Below are 18,413 nucleotides of genomic sequence, written 5' to 3' on the forward strand. Positions count from 1 at the left end.
CGCCGGCTCCGGTGGAGGGCGGCGAGCCCGTCGGCCTCCCCTCTCCGCGGGGCATGGCCCGGGGTCTGGTCGCCACGTTCACCCAGCCCCGGCCGATGGCGCGGGAGGCCGTCCGGCTCGGGCGGGACACCGTGCGCATCCTCCGGGGCACCGCCGACGTCGCGCCCTCCCCGAAGGACAAGCGGTTCGCCGACCCCGCCTGGTCTCTGCACCCCGGGTACCGCCGGCTCGCCCAGTCCTACGTGGCGGCCGCGTCGTCGCTGGGCCGCCTGGTGGAGGACTTCGAGGCCGGCGGCGCCGACTGGCGCGAGGTCGAGCAGGTGCGCTTCGTGCTCAACGCCCTCACCAGCGCCATGGCGCCGACGAACACCCTGCTGGGCAACCCGGCCGCGCTCAAGCGGGCCTTCGACACCGCCGGGGTCAGCGTCGTCCGCGGGTTCCGGAACATGCTCCACGACCTCGTGCGCAACGGCGGGCTGCCCCGCCAGGTGGACCGCAGCGCCTTCACCGTGGGCGAGGACCTCGGCATCACCCCGGGCGCCGTCGTCCACCGGGACGAGGTCATCGAGGTGATCCAGTACACCCCCTCGACGCCGCGCGTCCGGCAACGGCCCCTGGTGATCGTGCCGCCGCCCATCGGGCGCTTCTACTTCCTCGACCTGCGACCGGGGCGCAGCCTCGTCGAGTACGCGGTGAGCCGGGGCCTGCAGGTCTTCATGATCAGCTGGCGCAACCCGACGAGGGAGCAGTCCGAGTGGGGCCTGGACGAGTACGCGCAGGGCGTCCTCACGGCCGTCGACGTGGCCCGTGAGGTCACCGGCTCCCCCGACGCCACCACCCTGGGCCTGTGCGCCGGCGGCCAGGTGATGACGACGGCGCTCAACCACCTCGCCGCCACCGGCGACGACCGGGTGCACGCCGCCGGCTACGCGGTGACCCTGCTCGACTTCTCCAGCCAGGCTCCGCTCGGCGCCTTCTCCGGCCCGCGGATGCTGGAGGTCGCCCGGCGCAACTCCAGCCGGCGCGGCGTCATCACCGCCCGCCAGATGGGGTCGATGTTCACCTGGATGCGCCCGGACGACCTGATCTTCAACTACCTGGTGCAGCAGTGGCTCATGGGCGAGGACCCGCCCGCGTTCGACGTCCTCGCCTGGAACGCGGACGGGACGAACCTGCCCGCTCGGCTGCACGAGCAGTTCCTCGACATCTTCGGCAACAACGCCCTGGTCAAGCCAGGGGCGCTGCGGGTCCTGGGGACGCCGGTCCACCTGAGCCGGATCACCCTCCCCACGTTCGTCACCGGGGCGCTCACCGACCACATCACCCCCTGGTACGGCTGCTACCGGACCACCCAGCTGCTGTCGGGGCCGAGCACCTTCGTGCTCAGCTCCAGCGGCCACATCCAGAGCCTGGTCAACCCCCCGGGCAACCCCAGGGCCAAGTACTGGACCGGCGGGGCGCCCGGCCCGGACCCGCACGCCTGGCGCGCGGCGGCCGAGGAGCACACCGGCAGCTGGTGGGAACCGTGGTCGGAGTGGGCGATCGAGCGCTCCGGCGACGAGGTGCCCGCACCGGAGACGCTGGGCAGCGCGCAGCACCCGGTCCTGGAGCCGGCGCCCGGCTCCTACGTCCGGGACCGGGTGCCGGCCCGGGCCTAGCGGCGGTCAGCGCCCCGGTCCGGCAGCGGGCCGGGCCGGGGCGCCGACCGGCCGCCGCCGGACGCGGTGCTAGCGGTGGCGGGGTTCGCGGGCGACGAGGGCCTGCAGCTCCGCGCGCATCACCTCGGGGTACTGCAGCGGCACGAAATGGGTGCCCGCCAGCGTGCGGAGCCGGGCGCCGGGCACCGCCTCGGCCGCCGTCCGGACGTCGACCGGGTCGACCAGGGTGTCGTAGCGGCCGGCCACGAACGTGACCGGGCAGCTCACCCCGGCGACGTCCAGCGGCGCGTGCTCGGCGACGGCCAGGGCCAGGTGCCGGTACCAGCGCCAGTCGTGCCGCGAGAACTCGTGCAGCACGTGGTACAGCGCGGCCGGGTGGGTGGCCTCCCGCGCGGGCCCGGTGAACCCGGCCGGCGTCAGCAGCTCGTGCCACGGCGGCAGGCTGGCCACGACCACCGGCAGCAGCGGACCCACGACCGGCAGCAGCCGGCTGCTCAGCCGGCCTGCCGGCGCCCGCAGCCGCCGCGGCAGGCCGTAGGGGGCGAACATCGCCGAGAAGCTCCCGCCCGGCACGCCGGCGACAGCGAGCAGCGACCGGACGCGCGAGGACTGCTCCAGCGCCAGCTCGAAGGCCACGTTGACCCCGAGCGACCAGCCGACCACCGTCGCCGACGGCATGTCGAAGGCGTCGAGGACGGCGCGGGCGTCGTCGGCGTGGTCCTCGACCCGCACCCGGCTGCGGTCGGCCGGCCGCTCGGAGCCGGCCAGACCGCGGTGTGCCCAGGTGACGACCCGGAAGCCGCTGTCCCGCTCGACCACCCGGGGCCAGGCCGCCGGCGGCGCGCCCAGACCGTTGCACAGCAGGACCGGGACGCCGTCCCCGCCGTTGGTCCAGGCGCGCAGCCGCGTGCCGTCCGCGGCCCGCACCGTCGTGTGGCCTCCCTGCAGGGGCCCGCCGCGAGCCTGCGAGTGGCGGGGGGCAGGGAGGTCCTCCATCAGGTGAAGGCCTCCCGCATCCCCTCCGAGGCCGACCCGGGCTGCGTCTCGTCGGCCGGCGCCGGGGCGGGCATCTCGGCACCGTGCTCGTGCGGCGCGGACGAGCCCTGGACGGCGACCACCGCCGGGTCGACCCGCATCACGGCGTACCCGGCCACCGCGCCCGCACCGAACCCCGGCGCGAAGACCCGCACCGGCTCGGTGACCACCCCGTCGCGCACGGCGTCGTGGATGGCCAGCGGGATGCTCGCCGAGGAGGTGTTGCCGACCTTCTCGATGTTGAAGTAGAGCTGGTCGGCGGTCAGCCCGGCCCGCTCGGCCAGGCCGATCACCATCGTCTTGTTCGCCTGGTGCGGCACGATCAGGTCGATGGCGTCCATCAGCGACCCGTCCCGGCCGTCCGGGGCGGGCAGCTGCCCCAGCTCGTCGATCATCTGCGAGAGGTAGCGGCCCGCCAGCGCCTTCACCTGCGGGCCGAACACCGTGATGTTGTTGTCGAACTCGGGGTTCGGCCAGAGGATCGAGTTCACCTCGCTGGCCGGGCCGCTGGCGTAGGTCTTCATGTAGTCGATGTCGCCCTCGGTCCCCTCGGGGGCCGGGCCGACGACCAGCGCCGCCGCGCCGTCGCCGAAGATCATCCGCGACGTGCGGACGTTGCCGATCTTGTCGGAGAACTTCTCGACGCAGACGACGAGGACCGGCCGCTCGACCTCCTGCAGCATCCGCACGGCGTCGGCGACGCCGTAGGGCATGCCCGCGCAGGCGGCGATGATGTCGTAGGCCGCGTACACCTGGTGCATCCCGAGCTGGCCGCAGAGGTAGGTGGCCAGGGACGGGATGAGCCGGGAGCTGGTGCAGGTGCAGACCAGCACGGCGCCGATCTCCTCCGGCTGCCGCCCCGCCTTGTCCAGTGCGGCCTCGGCGGCCTCGAGGGCGAGGTCCTCCAGCGGGAGCGAGCTGTACTCGCGCTGCTCGATGCCGGTCTTGGACGAGATCTCGTCGGCGCTCATCGGCGACCAGTTGTAGGCGGTGTTGCGGATCAGGTCGTCGTTGCTGCACACCTGGTCGCCGTGCACCGCGGCCAGCGCCTCGATCCGCGGCTGCACTGAGAAGCGCTGCCGCACGTCGAGCTCGGGGTAGGGCCGCACCGGCGGCCGCGACTCCCGGGGTCCGGCGACGTGCCGGGGCTCGGCACCCGCGCGCAGCCGGCGCAGGAAGGCCCGCACCTCCTTGTCCCGCGGGTGGAAGGCGACCACGTAGTCGTCGTCCTTCAGGTCGTCGGCCCGGGCCAGCTCCATCTTCGACCGGTCCCAGGGGTACTGGTTGTGCAGCACCATCGCCCAGCGGTGCAGCGCCTCGAGCTCCGGCACGTCCTCGGAGACGTCGAGGATGTCGGTGTAGTCGTAGACCGGGTAGTCCGGGTCGTAGTCCGGCAGCCGGAAGGTCAGCGCGCCCGGCTGCTCCAGGAACTCCGCGACCGTCGGCTTGACCGCCGGCAGCGTCGAGGCGTGGTGCTTCCGGTGGCCGTAGACGTCGAACAGGATGTCGAAGATCCGGTCCTCGCAGCCCTCGTCCCACCGCGACGGCAGCTGCGGGTAGGCCTCCTCCACCGCGGCGATCTTGGTCTCGCCGTCCTCCCAGGGCTCCAGCACCGGGAGGAACACGTCCGAGCGCGACCGGGGGACGTCGGCCCAGCGGGTGGGCCGCTTGTCGTACATGGTGATCGAGAAGCGGTTGGCCCAGAACAGGTTCAGGGCCATGTCCCGCATCAGGTCGTACCGGGTGGCGTAGGCCCCGGTGCGCACCCGCTCGAGGATCTCGGTGCCGCTGGGGGCCTTGGTCTCGAAGTCCCGGCGGATGACGCTGTCGAGTTGTTCGAGCGTCTCCACGGTGGAGAAGTCCAGCTCGGGCATGATGTTCGACGGGAACACCATGCGGCCGTGCCGGTTCAGGACGAACGCGTTCACGGGAGTCCTCTCTGTGTCGGGCGGTTCAGCGGGCGGCGCGTTCCATCCCGCGCTCGACGGCGGCGATGAGACGGGGGCGCAGCTCCGCGGCGGGGATGATCGCGTGCACCGAGCCCATCCGGCGGGCCCGCTCGATGTCGTGGACGGCCTCGAACTCCGCGGCGACCTCGCCCAGCTTCTCCGACCGGACCGCGCTGCGGAGGGTCGCCAGCTGCGAGCGCAGGTGGGCCTGCTCGACGGAGTCGGCCGCGGCGATCGCGGCCTCCAGCTCCTGCACGCGGGGGTCGGCGGCGGTGCGCTTGTCGACCTCGCGGGAGAAGACCACCGCCGCGGCCGGCGCGCCGCCGATCACCGAGGCGTAGGAGCCCTCGACGGCCAGCACCTCCATGCCCTCGTTGAGGACGCCGGAGAAGACGACGAAGGCGCCGCCGTGGTAGCGGGAGACGACGCAGAACACGATCGGGCCGTCGAAGTTGGTGATCGCCCGGCCGATCTCCGCGCCGTACTCCAGCTGGATCTCCCGCAGCGACTCCGGTGAGCCGTCGAAGCCCGACAGGTTGGCCAGCACGACCAGCGGGCGGTTGCCGCTGGCGGCGTTGATGGCGCGCGCGGTCTTCTTCGACGACCGGGGGAACAGCGTCCCCGCCGTCCACTGGTCGGGCCCGTCGGCCGGGTGGCTGCCGCGCCGCGGGATCGGCCGCGACTCGACGCCGAGCACGGCCACCGGGTGCCCGCCGAGGTGCGCGTCGAGGACGACGGCGGTGTCGGCGTCGGCCATGCCGGCCCAGCGCTCGAGCACCGGGTGGTCCTGGTCGGTCACCGCCCGCATGACGGTCCGGATGTCGAAGGCCTTCTTGCGCTCGGGGTTCTTCTCGGCCGAGAAGACGTCCCCGACGGTGGTGAACTCGCTCGCCGGGTGGTCGTGCGGGTAGTCGCGGACGTCCCGGTCGCGCGGGTCGGAGGTCTCGGCCTGCCGGGGCCAGCGCTCCCCCGGTGCCCGGTAGGTGTGGTCGTAGTGCCGGAAGAGCACGTCGAGCGCGGCGGTGAGGTCGGGTGCCCAGTACTGGGCCTGCCCGTTGGGCCCCATCACCCGGTCGTAGCCGCCGATGCCGAAGTTGTCCTCGGCCGACACCCCGCCGGAGTAGTCCAGCGAGTGCTTGCCGGTGAGCACCATCGCGCTGTCCGGCGTCATGACCAGGATGCCCTTGGTGTGCATGAGCATCGTGGCCTCGGCGTTCCAGTACGGCTGGGCGCCGACGTTGATGCCGGTGACGACGACGTTGATCTCCCCGCCGGCCTGGGTGAACTCGATGATGCGGCGCAGCGCCCGGGAGACCCAGTCCATGTTCTCGGTGCCGCTGTCCATGGAGATGCGTGCGCCGGAGGAGAGCGCGAACCACTCCACCGGGATGCCGCGCTCCTCGGCCAGGTCCAGGGCGGCGACCACCCGGGCGCACTCGGGCTCGGCGACGGTGCCCAGGGCCTTGGTCGGGTCACCGAAGAGGGCCACCCGGGTCATGCCCTCGGGGTAGCGCTGTGTCGGCGTGGTGACCAGACCGACGACGATGCCCGCCTTGTTCTGGCCCCGCGGGCGCTCGACCGGGGCGAGCCGGCCGTCGGCGTCCAGGTCGTGCTCGACCCAGGAGCCCTCCGGCCCGGCCAGCAGCGGCGCCAGCTCGTACGGGTAGGGCGCGCCGCGGGCCCGCGAGCTGAGCACCTTGGCGGTGTAGTCGTCCAGCGGGCGGATCGGCTCGGTGGGCCGGTCGGTCACCTCCATGCGCAGCCCGGCGCCGGGCCGGAAGGAGAAGCGCAGCGCCACGTCGCGCGGCGGACCCGCGGCCTCCTGCAGCCGCGCGAACAGCACGATCTGGTCCAGGCCGGCGCCGATGGTCAGCGGCGCCGAGGTGCGGGCGAAGGTCGCGACCTCCGACAGCGGCACCTCGATCGAGGGCCAGGCGTAGAGGTAGACCCGGTTGTGCTCCAGGGGCCGCCGGGACCGCCGCAGCGACTGCGCCCGGCGCAGGCTGTCCAGGCAGGAGGTCAGCTGCCGCTCGACCGTGGGGAAGCCGACGATCTCGCCCGCCTCGTCCCGGAGGGGCGTGAGGTCGCGGACCTCGGCCATGGCGATGAACCGCTCGTCGTTCGGGTTCTCCTTGCCCGTGATGTGGAACAGGTAGGTGTCCTCGGCCGAGGGCACCCGCTCCCCGTCGAAGTTCTTCAGCCGCCACAGGTTGAGCCGCTGCGCGGTGAGCGGGTGCAGCCCGCGGACGACCCGCTCCTCGGCCAGCCGGCCGTCCTGCCCCGGCCGGAAGGTGACCGTCTCGACCTCGCCGTCCGGGGTGGAGACCGTGACGGTGACCCGGCGGCCGGTCCGCATCACCGGGGCGTCGTCGAGGACGCCCCGCAGGTGCTCGGACAGCTCGTCGGCGTCGGCCGGGCGGTCGGACCAGTTGACGTAGAGGTCCACCACGACCTGGGTCGGGTCGGCGACGCCGGCCAGCGCGCCGGCCACCGACCCCAGCGCCTCGGGCAGCCGCGCCGCGTCCGTCATCAGCGCCAGCAGGTGCAGCCGGGTGCCGTTCAGGTCGTACTCGGCGGTGACGCAGGTGTCCCCGTCGAGCAGGGTCGACCGGACGTCCTCGAGGCTGCGGCTGCGGTAGTAGCGCCGGGTGAGCACCTCGAGGACCGGGTCCGGGACCGACGTCGTGCGGTCGAAGCGCTGCGCCAGCAGGCGCACCAGCGGCTCGGGGCTGGCGACCAGCGCCTCCATCCGCCGCATGCTCTCCGTCGTGTCGCCGCGCGCCGCGGCCTCGTCGAGCTCGTCGAGCAGCCGCGCGGCCCGGTCGAGGACCTCCTGCCGGGCCGCCCGGACGACCGGCTCCTCGAAGTGCCGGTAGCGGACGGCGCGGGCCAGGTCCCCCAGCGAGGGATGGCGCAGCTGGGTGGCGACGACCAGCCGGTCGAGCACCTCCCCCACCTCGGCGCGCGCCGCCCCCTCGGGCAGCTCGGCGGTGAGCCAGCGGTCCAGCAGCGCCGAGACCGCGGGCAGCTGCTCGCCGACGCGCTGCTGGGCGAGGAACACCCGGTGCACCGCCTCGGTCAGCGCCGCGCTGGGCTCGAGGTCCTCGACGCCGTAGTGGGCCAGCGCCCGCCGCAGCCGGGCCCGGAAGGCCTCCGGCAGCCCCTCGCGCTCGGCGTCCAGGGAGTGCAGATAGGAATGGAAGTACTCCCGCGGGCTGTGGACCTGGGTGTCGGCCTCCTCCTCCGCGCTGGCCGGGCGGTTGCGGGAGAGCTCGGCGATGTCGGCGAAGGTGACCAGGACGTCGAGCTCGGCGTGCAGCAGCTGGGCGTCGTCGGCGGGCAGCTCGTCGCGGGCGGCGGCGTACTCGGCGACCAGCCGCTTGGCGTGCCGGCCGCTCACGTCGTAGCCGGTGACCAGCGCCCGCAACGCGGCGAGCCGGTCCAGCGCTCGCGCCCGCGGCTCGCCGTCCGGTGTCTCGTCGGCGCCGGGCAGCGTCACCCGCTCCCCGGTGGCCTCCTCGACGTCGCCGCCGGTCCGCTCCAGGGTCAGCAGCGGCGCGCCGGCGTCGACCTGGCTGTTGACCGCGGCCCGCACCTCGCGGACCCGGCCGGCGAACGGCGCCCGCACCGCCGTCTCCATCTTCATGCTCTCGAGGACGGCGATCGGCTGGCCGGCCTCCACCTCGTCGCCCACCCCCGCGCGGACGGCGACGACCACGGCGGGCGCGGGTGCGCGGACCACCCCGCCGACGTCGCGGCTCACGCGGTGGGTCTCCCCGTCGACCTCCACCAGGGAGGACCCGGGCGCCTCGGCGGCGACCACGGAGTACCGCCGTCCACCGGTGCTGAGCCGGCTCTCCAGCGGGCCGAGCCGGTCGACCCGGACGTCGACGACCCGGCCGTCGAGGCCGACCTGGTGACGGTCCCGGTCCACGGTGGCGACGGTCAGCCGGTACACCTGGCCGCGCATGCCGAGCTCGATGGTGCGGCCGACCTCGTGCGGTGCCCGTGGCCGGCCGCCGCGCGCCGACGCCAGGAAGGCCAGCCGCTCCTGCTCCTCCTCGGCCTCGGCCAGGTCGAGCGCCACCTGCACCAGCGCCACCCACGCGGTCTCGGACGGCCGGGGGGCGCCGGCGGTACCGGCGCGGTCCAGCCACCCGGTGTCGGCGGTGCCGGACACCACCTCGGGGCGGTCGAGCAGGTCCAGCAGGAAGGACTTGGTCGTGGTGCCGCCGCGCAGCACGACGGTGGTCTCCCGCAGCGCGCAGCGCAGCCGGGCGAGCGCCTCGGGACGGTCCCGGCCCCACGTGATCACCTTGGCGATCATCGAGTCGTACTGCGGCGGGATGACGTCGCCCTCGCTGATCCCGGTGTCCACGCGGACGCCGGGCCCGGTCGGCAGGCGCAGCAGCTCGACCTGGCCGGGTGCGGGAGCGAAGCCCTGCTCGGCGTCCTCGGCGGTGAGCCGCGCCTCGACGGCGTGGCCGATGGCCGGGGGCGGGTCGCCCTCGAGCCGGCCGCCGCCGGCCACGTGCAGCTGCAGCTTCACCAGGTCCAGGCCGGTGGTCGCCTCGGTGACCGGGTGTTCCACCTGCAGCCGGGTGTTGACCTCGAGGAACGTGGTGAGCTGCTCCTCGGGCTGGTAGAGGAACTCGACGGTGCCCGCGCCGACGTAGCCCGCGGCCCGCACGAGCGCGACGGCGGACTCGCGCAGGGCGGCGTCCTGCTCGGGACTGAGCGCCGGCGAGCGGGACTCCTCGATGACCTTCTGGTTGCGCCGCTGCACCGAGCAGTCGCGCACGCCGGGCGCCCACACCGTGCCGTGCTGGTCGGCGATGACCTGGACCTCGACGTGCCGGCCGCCCTCGACCAGCCGCTCCATGAACACGACCGGGTCGCCGAAGCTCTTCTCCGCCTCGGACCGGGTGCGGGTCAGGGCCTCGTCGAGCTCGGCCTCCGAGCGGACGACGCGGATCCCCCGCCCGCCGCCGCCGCTGCGGGCCTTGACGATGAGCGGGTAGCCGATGCGTTCGGCGTGCTGACGGCCGTCGTCCAGCCCCTCGACCGGGCCGTGGCTCCACGGCGCGACGGGGACGCCGACCTTCTCGGCGAGCACCTTGGCCTCGATCTTGGCGCCGAGCAGGCGCATCGCCTCCGGCGGCGGCCCGACGAACGTCACGCCGAGGTCGGCGCACAGCTCGGCGAAGGCCGGGTCCTCGGCCACGAAGCCCCAGCCGACCCACGCCGCGTCGGCACCGCTGGCCCGCAGCGCGCGGGCCAGCTCGGCGTGGTCGAGGTACGGGGACCCGGCCCCGCTGTCGTCCAGGAGCACCGCCTCGTCGGCGGCGCGCACGAAGGTCGCCCGGCGTTCGGCCTCCGTGTGCAGGGCCACGACGCGGGTCCGCGTGCCGTGCTCGGCGTTGAGCTCCCGCACCGCACGGATCAGCCGGAGCGCCGGCTCCCCACGGTTGACGACGGCGATGCGGTCGAACACCCGGACACCTCTCCCTGGTCGGTGGTGCTGGTGGTGGTGGTGGTTGGAAGGCGAGCCCTGCCGCTGGACGTCCGTGCGGCTACATGTCCAGGCCGCCGTTGACCCCCCAGACCTGCCCGGTGATGTAGCCGGAGGCGTCGGCGGCGAGGAAGTGCACGACGCGGGCGACCTCCTCGGGCTCGCCCAGCCGGCCGATCGGGGTCTTGGCCCTGAGCTGGTCGAGGACCTTGTCCGGCACCGTCCCGAGCATCTCGGTGGCGGTGTAGCCGGGCGTGACGGCGTTGACCGTGATGCCCAGGCCGTCGGCCTTGCCGGAGCGCTGCACCTGGTGCGCGGCCTCGCGGGCCAGCGTCTTGGTCAGGCCCAGCAGCCCGGCCTTGGCCGAGGCGTAGTTGGACTGGCCGATGCCGCCCATCTCGCCGATGACCGAGGAGATCATGACGATCCGCCCGGTGCCGCGCTCCAGCATGTGCTTGAGCGCGGCCTGGGACAGGTAGAAGGCGCCGGACAGGTTGACGTCGATGACCCGGCGCCAGTCGTCGTCGGTCATCTTCAGCACGGTCCGGTCGGCGGTGATGCCGGCGTTGTTGACCAGGATGTCGAGGCGACCGTGCTGCTCGATGACCTCGGCGACGGTGCGCCGGCAGTCGTCGGGATTGGCGATGTCGCCCTTGTGCACGGAGAAGCCCTGGTCGGGGAAGTCGTCGCAGAACTGCTTGCGGAACCGCTCGGCGGCCTCGTCGTTGCCGCTGTAGCCGGCGGCGACGTCGGCACCCTGGGCGGCCATGCTGCGGCAGATCGCCGCGCCTATCCCCCGGGTGCCGCCCGTCACGAACGCCACCCGGCCGGAGAGCTTGTCGCCCGTCCTGCTGGTCCGTTCCTGGGTCGCTGTCACCGGCTCCTCCTGCGGCTCGGGCGCGTGCGCCTCGTTCCTTGGGCCGGAGCCGATGGGCTGGTGACGCCGTCGGCTCCGGCAGCGGGTACGGGCAGCATGGTGCCGAGCGGGCGGTACGGCAAGACAGGGCCCGGCTCCCTCCTGCGACGACACGGCGCGCCGTCGCACAGGCCGTTGCGTGAGTCCGACACGCGCGGTCGCCGACGCGCGGGCTGCCCGCCCGGACCCCCACCCTCGAGTCGTGGCCGTGCGCGAGGAACGGGAGAGTGGCCGGCGCTCCCGCCCCCGACGGACAGGAACGCCATGAGGACACCGACCCGCCGCACCGTGACCACCGCCGCCGCAGGGCTGACCGGCCTGTGCGCCGCCGTCCTGGTGCCGGCGGTCGCCGCCCCCCAGGCCGCCGCCCACCCCGGCCCGGAGCCGCACGGGTGGGTCGAGACGGCGTGGCTGACCGGGTACAGCCTGGAGGACAACTCGCCCGCCGGGACCCGTGCCACCTCCTCCGGCCGCAAGGCCGGCGGCACGGGGACCCACGACGACCCGATCACGCTCGCCGTGGGCTACGCGGGGGGCGACGAGTTCCCCGTCGGGACGGTCTTCTACGTCCCGCTGGTCCGCGCGTACTTCGTGGTGGAGGACCGCTGCGGCGGCTGCTCGGACTGGACGCCCGAGGCCGACTACACCATCGACCTGTGGGTCGGCAGCGACCCGGACTCCTCCTGCATGTACGCCATCACCGGGGCGCACACCGTCGTCCGCGACGCCGGCCCGGGCTGGGCCGTGGAGTACCGGCCGTACGAGCTCGGCTCGGACTGCAGCACCTTCGGCGAGACCCCGAGGGCGGCCTGAGCGGACCTGCGGCACCGGCGACGGGTCAGTACGGTCGGCGCACGTCCCGACGGAGGTGCCCGTGCCCGACCAGCCCGCTCCCCCGCCGGGCTGGTCGCTGCGGGCCCTCGGCGCCGCCAACCGCGTCAAGACGCAGCTCGACCGGGTGCTCTCCGAGCGCGCCCGCGCCCGCGGTTGGACGACGGCCGCGCTCGGCTACCCCGGCTACGCCGCGCAGGGCCGGGCGCGGGTGCGCGGGCGGCTGCTGCTGGCCCCGCCGGGCAGCGACCCGAACGCCCGCCTCGACATCCCGGGGTGGCGCCGGCTGCTGACCCTCGAGCAGCCGCACGGCGAGGTCGACGTGACCCTCGACGGCGTGCGGGTCCGTGCCCGCGCCGACGGGGCAGGCGTGGTCGACCTCGTCGTCCCCGCCGAGCTGCCGCCCGGGCGCGCGGCGGCGCTGCTGCACCCGGAGGGCCGCCCGCCGGTGCCCGCACCGCTGCACGTCGCCGCCCCGGACGCCACGCGCGGCGTCGTCTGCGACATCGACGACACCGTCTGGATCACCGGCATCCGCCACCCGCTGCGCGCCGCCTGGCGCACCTTCGCGGGCAACGGCGCGACCCGCCGTCCGGTCGCCGGCATGGCCGCGCTGCTCACCCGGCTGACCGCGGCCGAGGCCTGCGCGCCGGTCGTCTACGTGAGCAACGGGCCGTGGAACCTGGCCGGTCCGATCTCCGCCTTCCTCGAGCGGCACGGCTTCCCCGCCGGGGCGCTGCTGCTGACCGACTGGGGCATCAGCCCGCGCGCCTGGTTCCGCAGCGGCCGGGCGCACAAGCGGGCCTCGCTCGAGCGGCTGGCGAGCGACCTGCCCGGCGTGCGGTGGGTCCTCGTCGGCGACGACGGCGAGCACGACCCGGAGGTCTACCGCGACTTCGCCCGGTCGCACCCGGAGCACGTCGCCGCGATCGCACTGCGCACCGTCGCCCCGATCGGCACGACCCCGCCGGAGACCGAGGAGCGGGTCGGCACCGTCCCGGTCGTCCGCGCCGGCGACGGCCGGGCGCTCGCCGACCTGCTCGACCGTGCCGGGGTGCTCGCCGCACCCGCCCTCGGGGGGGTAGGCGGGCCGGTCAGGCGGGACGGACGACGAGCGGCAGACGGGTGACGGCGACCATCGTCCACGGGTTGCGGTGCTCGACCGGCTCGTCGGCGGCGACCTCGACGTCGCGGTAGCGCTCGAACAGCAGGCGCAGCGCCACCCTGGCCTCGAGCCGGGCCAGCGGCGCGCCGAGGCAGAAGTGGACGCCGTGCCCGAAGGTCAGGTGCGGGTTGGGCCGGCGGTGCAGGTCGAAGCGCTGCGGCTCGGCGAACACGCGGCCGTCCCGGTTGGCCGCGGCCAGCCAGGGCAGCACGACCTGCCCGGCCGGGATGCGCGCGCCGCCCACCCACGCGTCGGTGGTGGTGAGCCGGGCCAGGCGCGGGAACGGCGTCCGCAGCCGCAGCACCTCCTCGATCGCGGCCGGCAGCAGGGCCGGGTCGGCGCGCACCGCGGCGGCGGCCCCGGGCGCGTCGGAGAAGGCCAGCACGGCGTTGCCCAGCGTCGCGGTGGTGGTGATGTGGCCGGCGACGAGCAGCAGGCCGACGAAGCCGACGATCTCCTCGTAGGCCAGCCGCTCGCCGTCCACCTCGGCCTGCACCAGGCGGCTGGTCAGGTCGCTGCCCGGGCGCCGCCGCCGGGACCGGATGTGGGCGAGGAAGTACTCGTTCATCTCCCGGACGACGGGCGCGACGGCGCTCATGGCCTGCTCCCCGGCCTCGAGCAGCGCCTGGTCGGGGTCGATCTCCTGGCCGAGCAGCACGTCGGCCCACCGGCGGAAGAGCGCCCGGTCGGAGGTCGGGACGCCGAGCAGTTCGGCGATGACGATGACCGGCAGGGGGTAGGCCAGCGCGTCGACCAGGTCGAAGCGCTCGCCGGCCTCGTCCAGCAGCTCGGTGGTCAGTGCGGAGATGCGCGGCTCGAGGTCGGCCACGACACGCGGGGTGAACGCCTGGCTGACCAGGGAGCGCAGCGTGCGGTGCCGCGGCGGGTCCATCCGGACGAGGTTGCCGCGCTGGAAGAGCGCGAAGTCGTCCTGGGCGGGCTGCAGCGCGGTGAGGTCGGAGGAGAACACGGCCGGGTCGGAGAGGACGGTGCTCGCCTCCGGGTGGCCGAGCACGTGCCAGCACTGCTGGTGCTCGTCGAAGTGGACCTGACCCTGGTCCCGGCCGGCCTCCAGCCAGGCCAGGAACTCGTCGAACGTGGGTCGCGTGGTCGTCATGCGGGTCACCTCCGGGGAGGGGGCCGACGGTCCTCCCCTCCCGCACCGACCGCCAGGGGCGACCGGCACTGGTGCGCCAGGACGACGCGCCGGACGGCGCGGGCACCGACAGATGCCGCCAGAACGGAGGGGCGTTTTCGTCCCATTTCTGCCAGTGCCTCCGGGCGACGCCGTTCCGTAACGTCACGGACAGCAACGAGGCCGTACCGGTCCGTCACTCACCCGTCCGACTCCCCCTTCCCCGAGGAGCCCTCCGTGTCCACGTTCTCCCGCCCGCACCTCTCCCTGGTCCCCGGCTGGTCCGACGCCCCCGCCGCCAGCCCCGCCGCCTCGCCGTGGACGGACCTGTCCCCCGTGGGCGACGCGTCGTGGCGGCTGGAGGCGCTGTGCGCGGAGACCGACCCCGAGGCGTTCTTCCCGGAGAAGGGCGGCTCGACCCGCGACGCCAAGCGCGTGTGCAGCGGCTGCACGGTGCGGGCCGAGTGCCTGGAGTTCGCCCTGGCCAACGACGAGCGCTTCGGCATCTGGGGCGGTCTCTCCGAGCGCGAGCGGCGCCGGCTGCGCCTGCAGCAGCGCACCCACCTCAGCGCCTGACCCACCCCGCCTCCTGCCGGGGCGGCACCACGGCGCTCACCCGGACGGGATCCGGCGCCGGCGAGGTATCTGGCGGGCCGGCCGCTGCTCAGGTGGGTATCGGCCGACGCGCCCCCGGAGCGGGGCAGGGCCGGCAGGACTGCCGGCCGGCGGTGTCCCCGCCGGCCGGGCACGAGAGGAGGCGCACGGTGCTCGATCGACTGCTCCTGCCGCCGCGGCCGCTGGTGGCGCTCGACCCCGGGGAGCACCTGGCCCCGGCCGGGGCCCGGCGGGCCGCGCTGACGAGCGGCGTCCGGGCCGACCCCCGCCGGGTGCACCCGTGACCGGCGCCGGACCGGGGACGGGGGCCCCGCTGCACCACCCGGTGCAGACGTCCCCGCCGGTCGTCCTCGGCAGCCTCGCCGACCAGCTCGGCGCCGACTTCGCCTCCGCCTGCGCCGAGCTCGCCCGGGCCCGGCTGCGCCGGCGGGACCGGGACAGCCGCGAGCACCGGGCCGCCGTCGAGGAGTGCTCGGCCCGGGTCGACGTCGTCCTCGACCTGTACCTCGAGACCTGTCACGCCGGACGGGCGGTGCGCTGAGCAGGACGGTCGCCGACCTGCCCGGAGCCGACCACGCCGGAGCACCTCGTATCACGGCGCCCCGTGTCCGCTCCGGATGGGCACGGGAGCGACCAGGGAGGACGAGATGACCTCGAGCGCAGGAGTCCGGCGGGGCGAGCGGTTCGACCGCGAGCAGATCGTGGTCCACACCGAGCACCGGCGGGTCGTCGTGGACCTGCCGGCCGACAGCGGGTCCCCCGACGTGACCGGGACCGACCGGCCGCTGCCCGCGCTGGGCCCCACTGTGCTGACGGTGCCCGGTCCGGCCTCCCGGGGAGCCCGGGACCTGCCGGACGCCGACCTGCCCCGCACCGGCGGCAGCGACGGCGCGCCCGAGCCGGTGGATGCGGTGCCCCTCGAGCTCCGCCCCGACGGCCCCCTCGCGCCCTCCACCGTCGCCGGCCGCGTGCTGCGGCGGACACCCGTCGACGCCCGGCGGGAGGACGGCCGGGTGGCCCGGCAGGAGGGCGCAACGGCACGGCAGGCGCTCGGCCGCATCGGATCCCGCCGCCACGGGAACGGCCACGACGTCTCCGCACCCCGACCGTGAGCGAGGGGACGCCGGCGACCGCGACCGGAGCGAGCGGACGAGGAGCTGAGGGACGTGCGCGGAGCGTGGACGAGAGACGATGCGGGGCTGGAGCGCGCCCTCGCCGAGGCCGTACTGGCCGCACGGGCGGTCCCGGCGCAGTTCCGGGTGGCAGCCCGGGCGGCCTACGACTGGCGCACGCGGGACGCCGAGCTGGCGACCCTCGCCCGGGACCGCGCCACCGTCCCGGGGACCCGCCGGACCGGCCGGGAGGACGTGGCCGCGCTCAGGGACCTGACCTTCGTCGCCGCCGACCTCACCGTGGAGGTGGAGCTCGGCGCGGAGCGCCTGCTCGGGCAGGTGCTCCCCCGGGGACCGGGACGGGTGCAGCTGCAGACCATGGACGGCGACCGGGCGTCCGCGGAGATCGACGCCCTGGGGTGCTTCGTCCTCCGGCCCGTCCCCCGCGGGTGCTTCCGCCTGCACCTGCGCACCGCCGCGGGCGCCCGCGTGGTCACCGCCTGGGTCGGCCCCGGGCCGGAGGGCGCGTGGGGGTGACCGGGCCTGCCGCGGGCTCCCCCTGAACCGGCCGCGCCGGGAGCGGAGGCGCGCCGGCGCAGACGAAGCCCGCAGCGGCCGCGACCACGGCGGGTCCGACCGCCGCTACAGCCGGACCCACCCGGTGGTGACGGCCGCGTCCTCCGTCCGGCACACCAACCGGACCTGTCCGCACCCCGGCCGGGGCAGCCGGAAGCAGCCCAGCGCGTCGGCCTCGGCCTCGGCGAGGACCGCCAGGGGGCCGGCCAGGGTCACCCGGCCGGGTCCCGGCGGGACGAGCCGGCCCCTGACGTCCGCGTCCACCTCGAGCTCCACGGACAGCGCGGCGCCCCGGAAGGCCAGCTCACGCGGGCCGTCCGGGGGAGCGGCGCGGACGTCGCCCGCGTCGGTTCCGAGCGCCGAGTCGTGCGCGAGGACGAGGAGCTCGAGTCCCTCCTCCACGCTCCTCCAGGCGAACGCGGCACGGGCCGCCACCCGCATGCTCTCGGGTACGGCCCGTGCCGCGCTCCGCGCCTCCGCCAGCTCCGCGAGCAGCGGGTCATCGCCGTTGTGCGGTGGGTGCGCGCTCATCCCGGTCACCTCCCGTGTGGGCTGCCGCAGACTCTCCCGCGAGCAGTGCGCGCACGGCAGGGGTCTCTCGCAGCCGCTCGAGGCACCGGGCCCGGGTCGGGCCGATGCTGCCGATCGGCATACCCGTGAGCTCGGAGATCTCGCGGTAGGTCCGCGGCGGGTCCTCCGCCAGGAGCTCCAGCAGGCGGCGGTCCGCGGGGCGCAGCTGCGCGAGGCCGTCCCGCAACGCCTGCTGCCGCTCCACCCGGAGGAGCTCGGCCTCCACCACCTCGTCGTCGACCGCGGCGTCGAGGGTGCGGTCGGTCAGCGGGTCGACGGGCTGCTCGCGGCGGCCGGCCCTGGTCAGGCGGCTGCACTCGTGCCGGGCCGTCGTCAGGATCCACTTGGGGAGGGCGCGCGGCTCGCGGAGGTGGTCCAGGTGTTCCACCAGGCGCAGCCACACCGTCTGGTTGACGTCCTCGGCGTCGCTCCGGGCGAGCCGGTAGGCGCGCGTCACCGAGTACACGAGCGGCAGGTACCGGTCGACGATGGCGTTCCACGCCCCCTGGTCACCGCGCGACGCGGCCGTGACCAGTTGGGGGACGTCGTCGTCAACGAGCATGCGTGCCACCTCCTGCCATCGAGGGGCGCAGAGCGTCCCGCAGCGGGGTGTTGACCGGTTCTCCCCCGACAGAGGACGCGGAGGGCCAGGAGATACCGGGAGGGCCGTGATCGGGTGGGGCGTGCGGGCGACGCCGTCTGCCCCTGACGGCTCCGCTCAGGACGACGTCCTGCGCACGTCGACCGGGACGGGCGTCGTCCGTGGGGTGCCCCGGTCGGTCGGGCACGGCCGGCCCCAGCGGTGCCGGCCGGCGGTGTTCCGGGTGCCGGGACTACACGGCACGAGCCGGATGGGCACGCCCCCTCCTCACCGGGTCGGGGGTCCCGCCGGGTGCCGCGGGGTGCGGGCACCGTCCCGCGGGGACGTCGACGGTCCCGTGGCGCTCGCCGGGGACCGGGGTGGCCGGGGAGGTGAGGGCCGGTTGCGAGCGGCGCTCGAGCACGTCGGTCGGCACGCGTACGCCGGCGACCGTGACCACCTCCGGCACGGGGGTGGTCCCCAGCGCGGCCAGGGCCTCCGGCTCGGCGCGCTTCTCCTCCACGGTGAACTGCACCACCAGCTCGCCGGTCGGCCGGCCCCCGACCACCCGGTGACCGAGGCCGATGGAGGTGATGTTCGGGTCGTCGAGGTAGCGGCGGCCCTCGGTCCGGATGAGGCGGCGCAGCCCGCTGAGCAGCTCCCCGTACGGGACGTCGCGGCACGGGTCTGCCGGACGGGGTGACTGCGTGGCCATGGCCGACCTCCGGGGCTCTCGGTGGGAGCGCGGGCCCGGCCACC

Annotated in this window: 16 protein-coding genes; 8 read left to right on the top strand and 8 right to left on the bottom strand. The window is 75.2% G+C overall.

Annotated features, from left to right (window positions below; genetic code table 11):
* Positions 1-53: 53 nt before the first annotated feature.
* Positions 54-1,658, top strand: a complete 1,605-nt coding sequence (locus BLS21_RS05670) for a PHA/PHB synthase family protein (RefSeq protein ID WP_245700080.1) — start codon at positions 54-56, stop codon at positions 1,656-1,658.
* Between the two features lie 69 nt (positions 1,659-1,727).
* Here the strand turns inward: BLS21_RS05670 and BLS21_RS05675 are convergent, their stop codons facing one another.
* From BLS21_RS05675 to BLS21_RS05690, 4 genes are all read right to left on the bottom strand, one after another.
* Complete coding sequence (locus BLS21_RS05675; protein ID WP_245700081.1) at positions 1,728-2,585, bottom strand: alpha/beta fold hydrolase; 858 nt, start codon at positions 2,583-2,585, stop codon at positions 1,728-1,730.
* 68 nt (positions 2,586-2,653) lie between these two features.
* On the bottom strand, positions 2,654-4,621 hold the full coding sequence (locus BLS21_RS05680) for a 3-oxoacyl-ACP synthase III family protein (protein WP_175479434.1): 1,968 nt from the start codon (positions 4,619-4,621) through the stop codon (positions 2,654-2,656).
* Positions 4,622-4,646: 25 nt separating this feature from the next.
* Complete coding sequence (locus tag BLS21_RS05685) at positions 4,647-10,136, bottom strand: ATP-binding protein (protein WP_091214953.1); 5,490 nt, start codon at positions 10,134-10,136, stop codon at positions 4,647-4,649.
* A 79-nt stretch (positions 10,137-10,215) separates the two neighbouring features.
* A complete protein-coding gene (locus BLS21_RS05690; RefSeq protein WP_091214955.1) occupies positions 10,216-11,031 on the bottom strand; it encodes a 3-oxoacyl-ACP reductase family protein in 816 nt (271 codons plus the stop codon).
* A gap of 303 nt (positions 11,032-11,334) precedes the next feature.
* Here BLS21_RS05690 and BLS21_RS05695 point away from each other — a divergent pair, with 303 nt between their 5' ends.
* Together BLS21_RS05695 and BLS21_RS05700 are read left to right on the top strand one after the other, a co-directional pair.
* A complete protein-coding gene (locus tag BLS21_RS05695) occupies positions 11,335-11,883 on the top strand; it encodes a hypothetical protein (protein WP_139177025.1) in 549 nt (182 codons plus the stop codon).
* A 61-nt stretch (positions 11,884-11,944) separates the two neighbouring features.
* A complete protein-coding gene (locus BLS21_RS05700) occupies positions 11,945-13,030 on the top strand; it encodes an App1 family protein phosphatidate phosphatase (RefSeq protein WP_091214961.1) in 1,086 nt (361 codons plus the stop codon).
* On the opposite strand, the gene BLS21_RS05705 is transcribed toward BLS21_RS05700, so the two are convergent.
* On the bottom strand, positions 12,996-14,183 hold the full coding sequence (locus BLS21_RS05705; RefSeq protein ID WP_091214963.1) for a cytochrome P450: 1,188 nt from the start codon (positions 14,181-14,183) through the stop codon (positions 12,996-12,998). The two genes, BLS21_RS05700 and BLS21_RS05705, sit on opposite strands and share 35 nt — an antisense overlap.
* Before the next feature lie 255 nt (positions 14,184-14,438).
* On the opposite strand from BLS21_RS05705, the gene BLS21_RS05710 reads away from it, so the two are divergent.
* The 5 genes from BLS21_RS05710 to BLS21_RS05725 all read left to right on the top strand — a co-directional run bounded on the left by BLS21_RS05710 (position 14,439) and on the right by BLS21_RS05725 (position 16,465).
* Positions 14,439-14,777 carry a WhiB family transcriptional regulator gene (locus BLS21_RS05710; RefSeq protein WP_091214965.1) on the top strand — a complete coding sequence of 113 codons (339 nt, stop codon included), beginning with the start codon at positions 14,439-14,441 and terminating at the stop codon, positions 14,775-14,777.
* A 188-nt stretch (positions 14,778-14,965) separates the two neighbouring features.
* Positions 14,966-15,100: a hypothetical protein gene (locus BLS21_RS26135; RefSeq protein WP_281241908.1), complete on the top strand. Its 135-nt coding sequence runs from the start codon at positions 14,966-14,968 to the stop codon at positions 15,098-15,100.
* A complete protein-coding gene (locus BLS21_RS05715) occupies positions 15,097-15,357 on the top strand; it encodes a hypothetical protein (RefSeq protein ID WP_091214967.1) in 261 nt (86 codons plus the stop codon). Before BLS21_RS26135 ends, BLS21_RS05715 begins: the two co-directional genes overlap by 4 nt.
* 106 nt (positions 15,358-15,463) lie before the next feature.
* On the top strand, positions 15,464-15,928 hold the full coding sequence (locus BLS21_RS05720) for a hypothetical protein (RefSeq protein ID WP_091214968.1): 465 nt from the start codon (positions 15,464-15,466) through the stop codon (positions 15,926-15,928).
* Between the two features lie 54 nt (positions 15,929-15,982).
* Positions 15,983-16,465, top strand: coding sequence for a hypothetical protein (locus BLS21_RS05725; protein WP_091214970.1), 483 nt, complete (start codon positions 15,983-15,985; stop codon positions 16,463-16,465).
* A gap of 105 nt (positions 16,466-16,570) precedes the next feature.
* Here BLS21_RS05725 and BLS21_RS05730 read toward each other — a convergent pair whose 3' ends face one another.
* The 3 genes from BLS21_RS05730 to BLS21_RS05740 all read right to left on the bottom strand — a co-directional run bounded on the left by BLS21_RS05730 (position 16,571) and on the right by BLS21_RS05740 (position 18,369).
* Entirely contained in the window at positions 16,571-17,035 is a 465-nt protein-coding gene (locus tag BLS21_RS05730; RefSeq protein WP_091214972.1) for a hypothetical protein, read from the bottom strand.
* Entirely contained in the window at positions 17,004-17,636 is a 633-nt protein-coding gene (locus BLS21_RS05735) for an RNA polymerase sigma factor (RefSeq protein ID WP_091214974.1), read from the bottom strand. The genes BLS21_RS05730 and BLS21_RS05735 overlap by 32 nt, the downstream gene beginning before the upstream one ends.
* Positions 17,637-17,907: 271 nt before the next feature.
* Positions 17,908-18,369 carry a hypothetical protein gene (locus BLS21_RS05740; RefSeq protein ID WP_091214975.1) on the bottom strand — a complete coding sequence of 154 codons (462 nt, stop codon included), beginning with the start codon at positions 18,367-18,369 and terminating at the stop codon, positions 17,908-17,910.
* Positions 18,370-18,413: the final 44 nt, after the last annotated feature.

Origin of the sequence: Geodermatophilus siccatus (assembly GCF_900103785.1) — a bacterium.
Classification (GTDB): domain Bacteria; phylum Actinomycetota; class Actinomycetes; order Mycobacteriales; family Geodermatophilaceae; genus Geodermatophilus; species Geodermatophilus siccatus.

Bases quoted from the DNA above. Each gene is read 5' to 3' on its own strand.
- BLS21_RS05705 (WP_091214963.1), bottom strand. From the start codon at position 14,183: ATGACGACCACGCGACCCACGTTCGACGAGTTCCTGGCCTGGCTGGAG.
- BLS21_RS05695 (WP_139177025.1), top strand. From the start codon at position 11,335: ATGAGGACACCGACCCGCCGCACCGTGACCACCGCCGCCGCAGGGCTG.
- BLS21_RS05740 (WP_091214975.1), bottom strand. From the start codon at position 18,369: ATGGCCACGCAGTCACCCCGTCCGGCAGACCCGTGCCGCGACGTCCCG.
- BLS21_RS05735 (WP_091214974.1), bottom strand. From the start codon at position 17,636: ATGCTCGTTGACGACGACGTCCCCCAACTGGTCACGGCCGCGTCGCGC.
- BLS21_RS05670 (WP_245700080.1), top strand. From the start codon at position 54: ATGGCCCGGGGTCTGGTCGCCACGTTCACCCAGCCCCGGCCGATGGCG.
- BLS21_RS05730 (WP_091214972.1), bottom strand. From the start codon at position 17,035: ATGAGCGCGCACCCACCGCACAACGGCGATGACCCGCTGCTCGCGGAG.
- BLS21_RS05720 (WP_091214968.1), top strand. From the start codon at position 15,464: ATGACCTCGAGCGCAGGAGTCCGGCGGGGCGAGCGGTTCGACCGCGAG.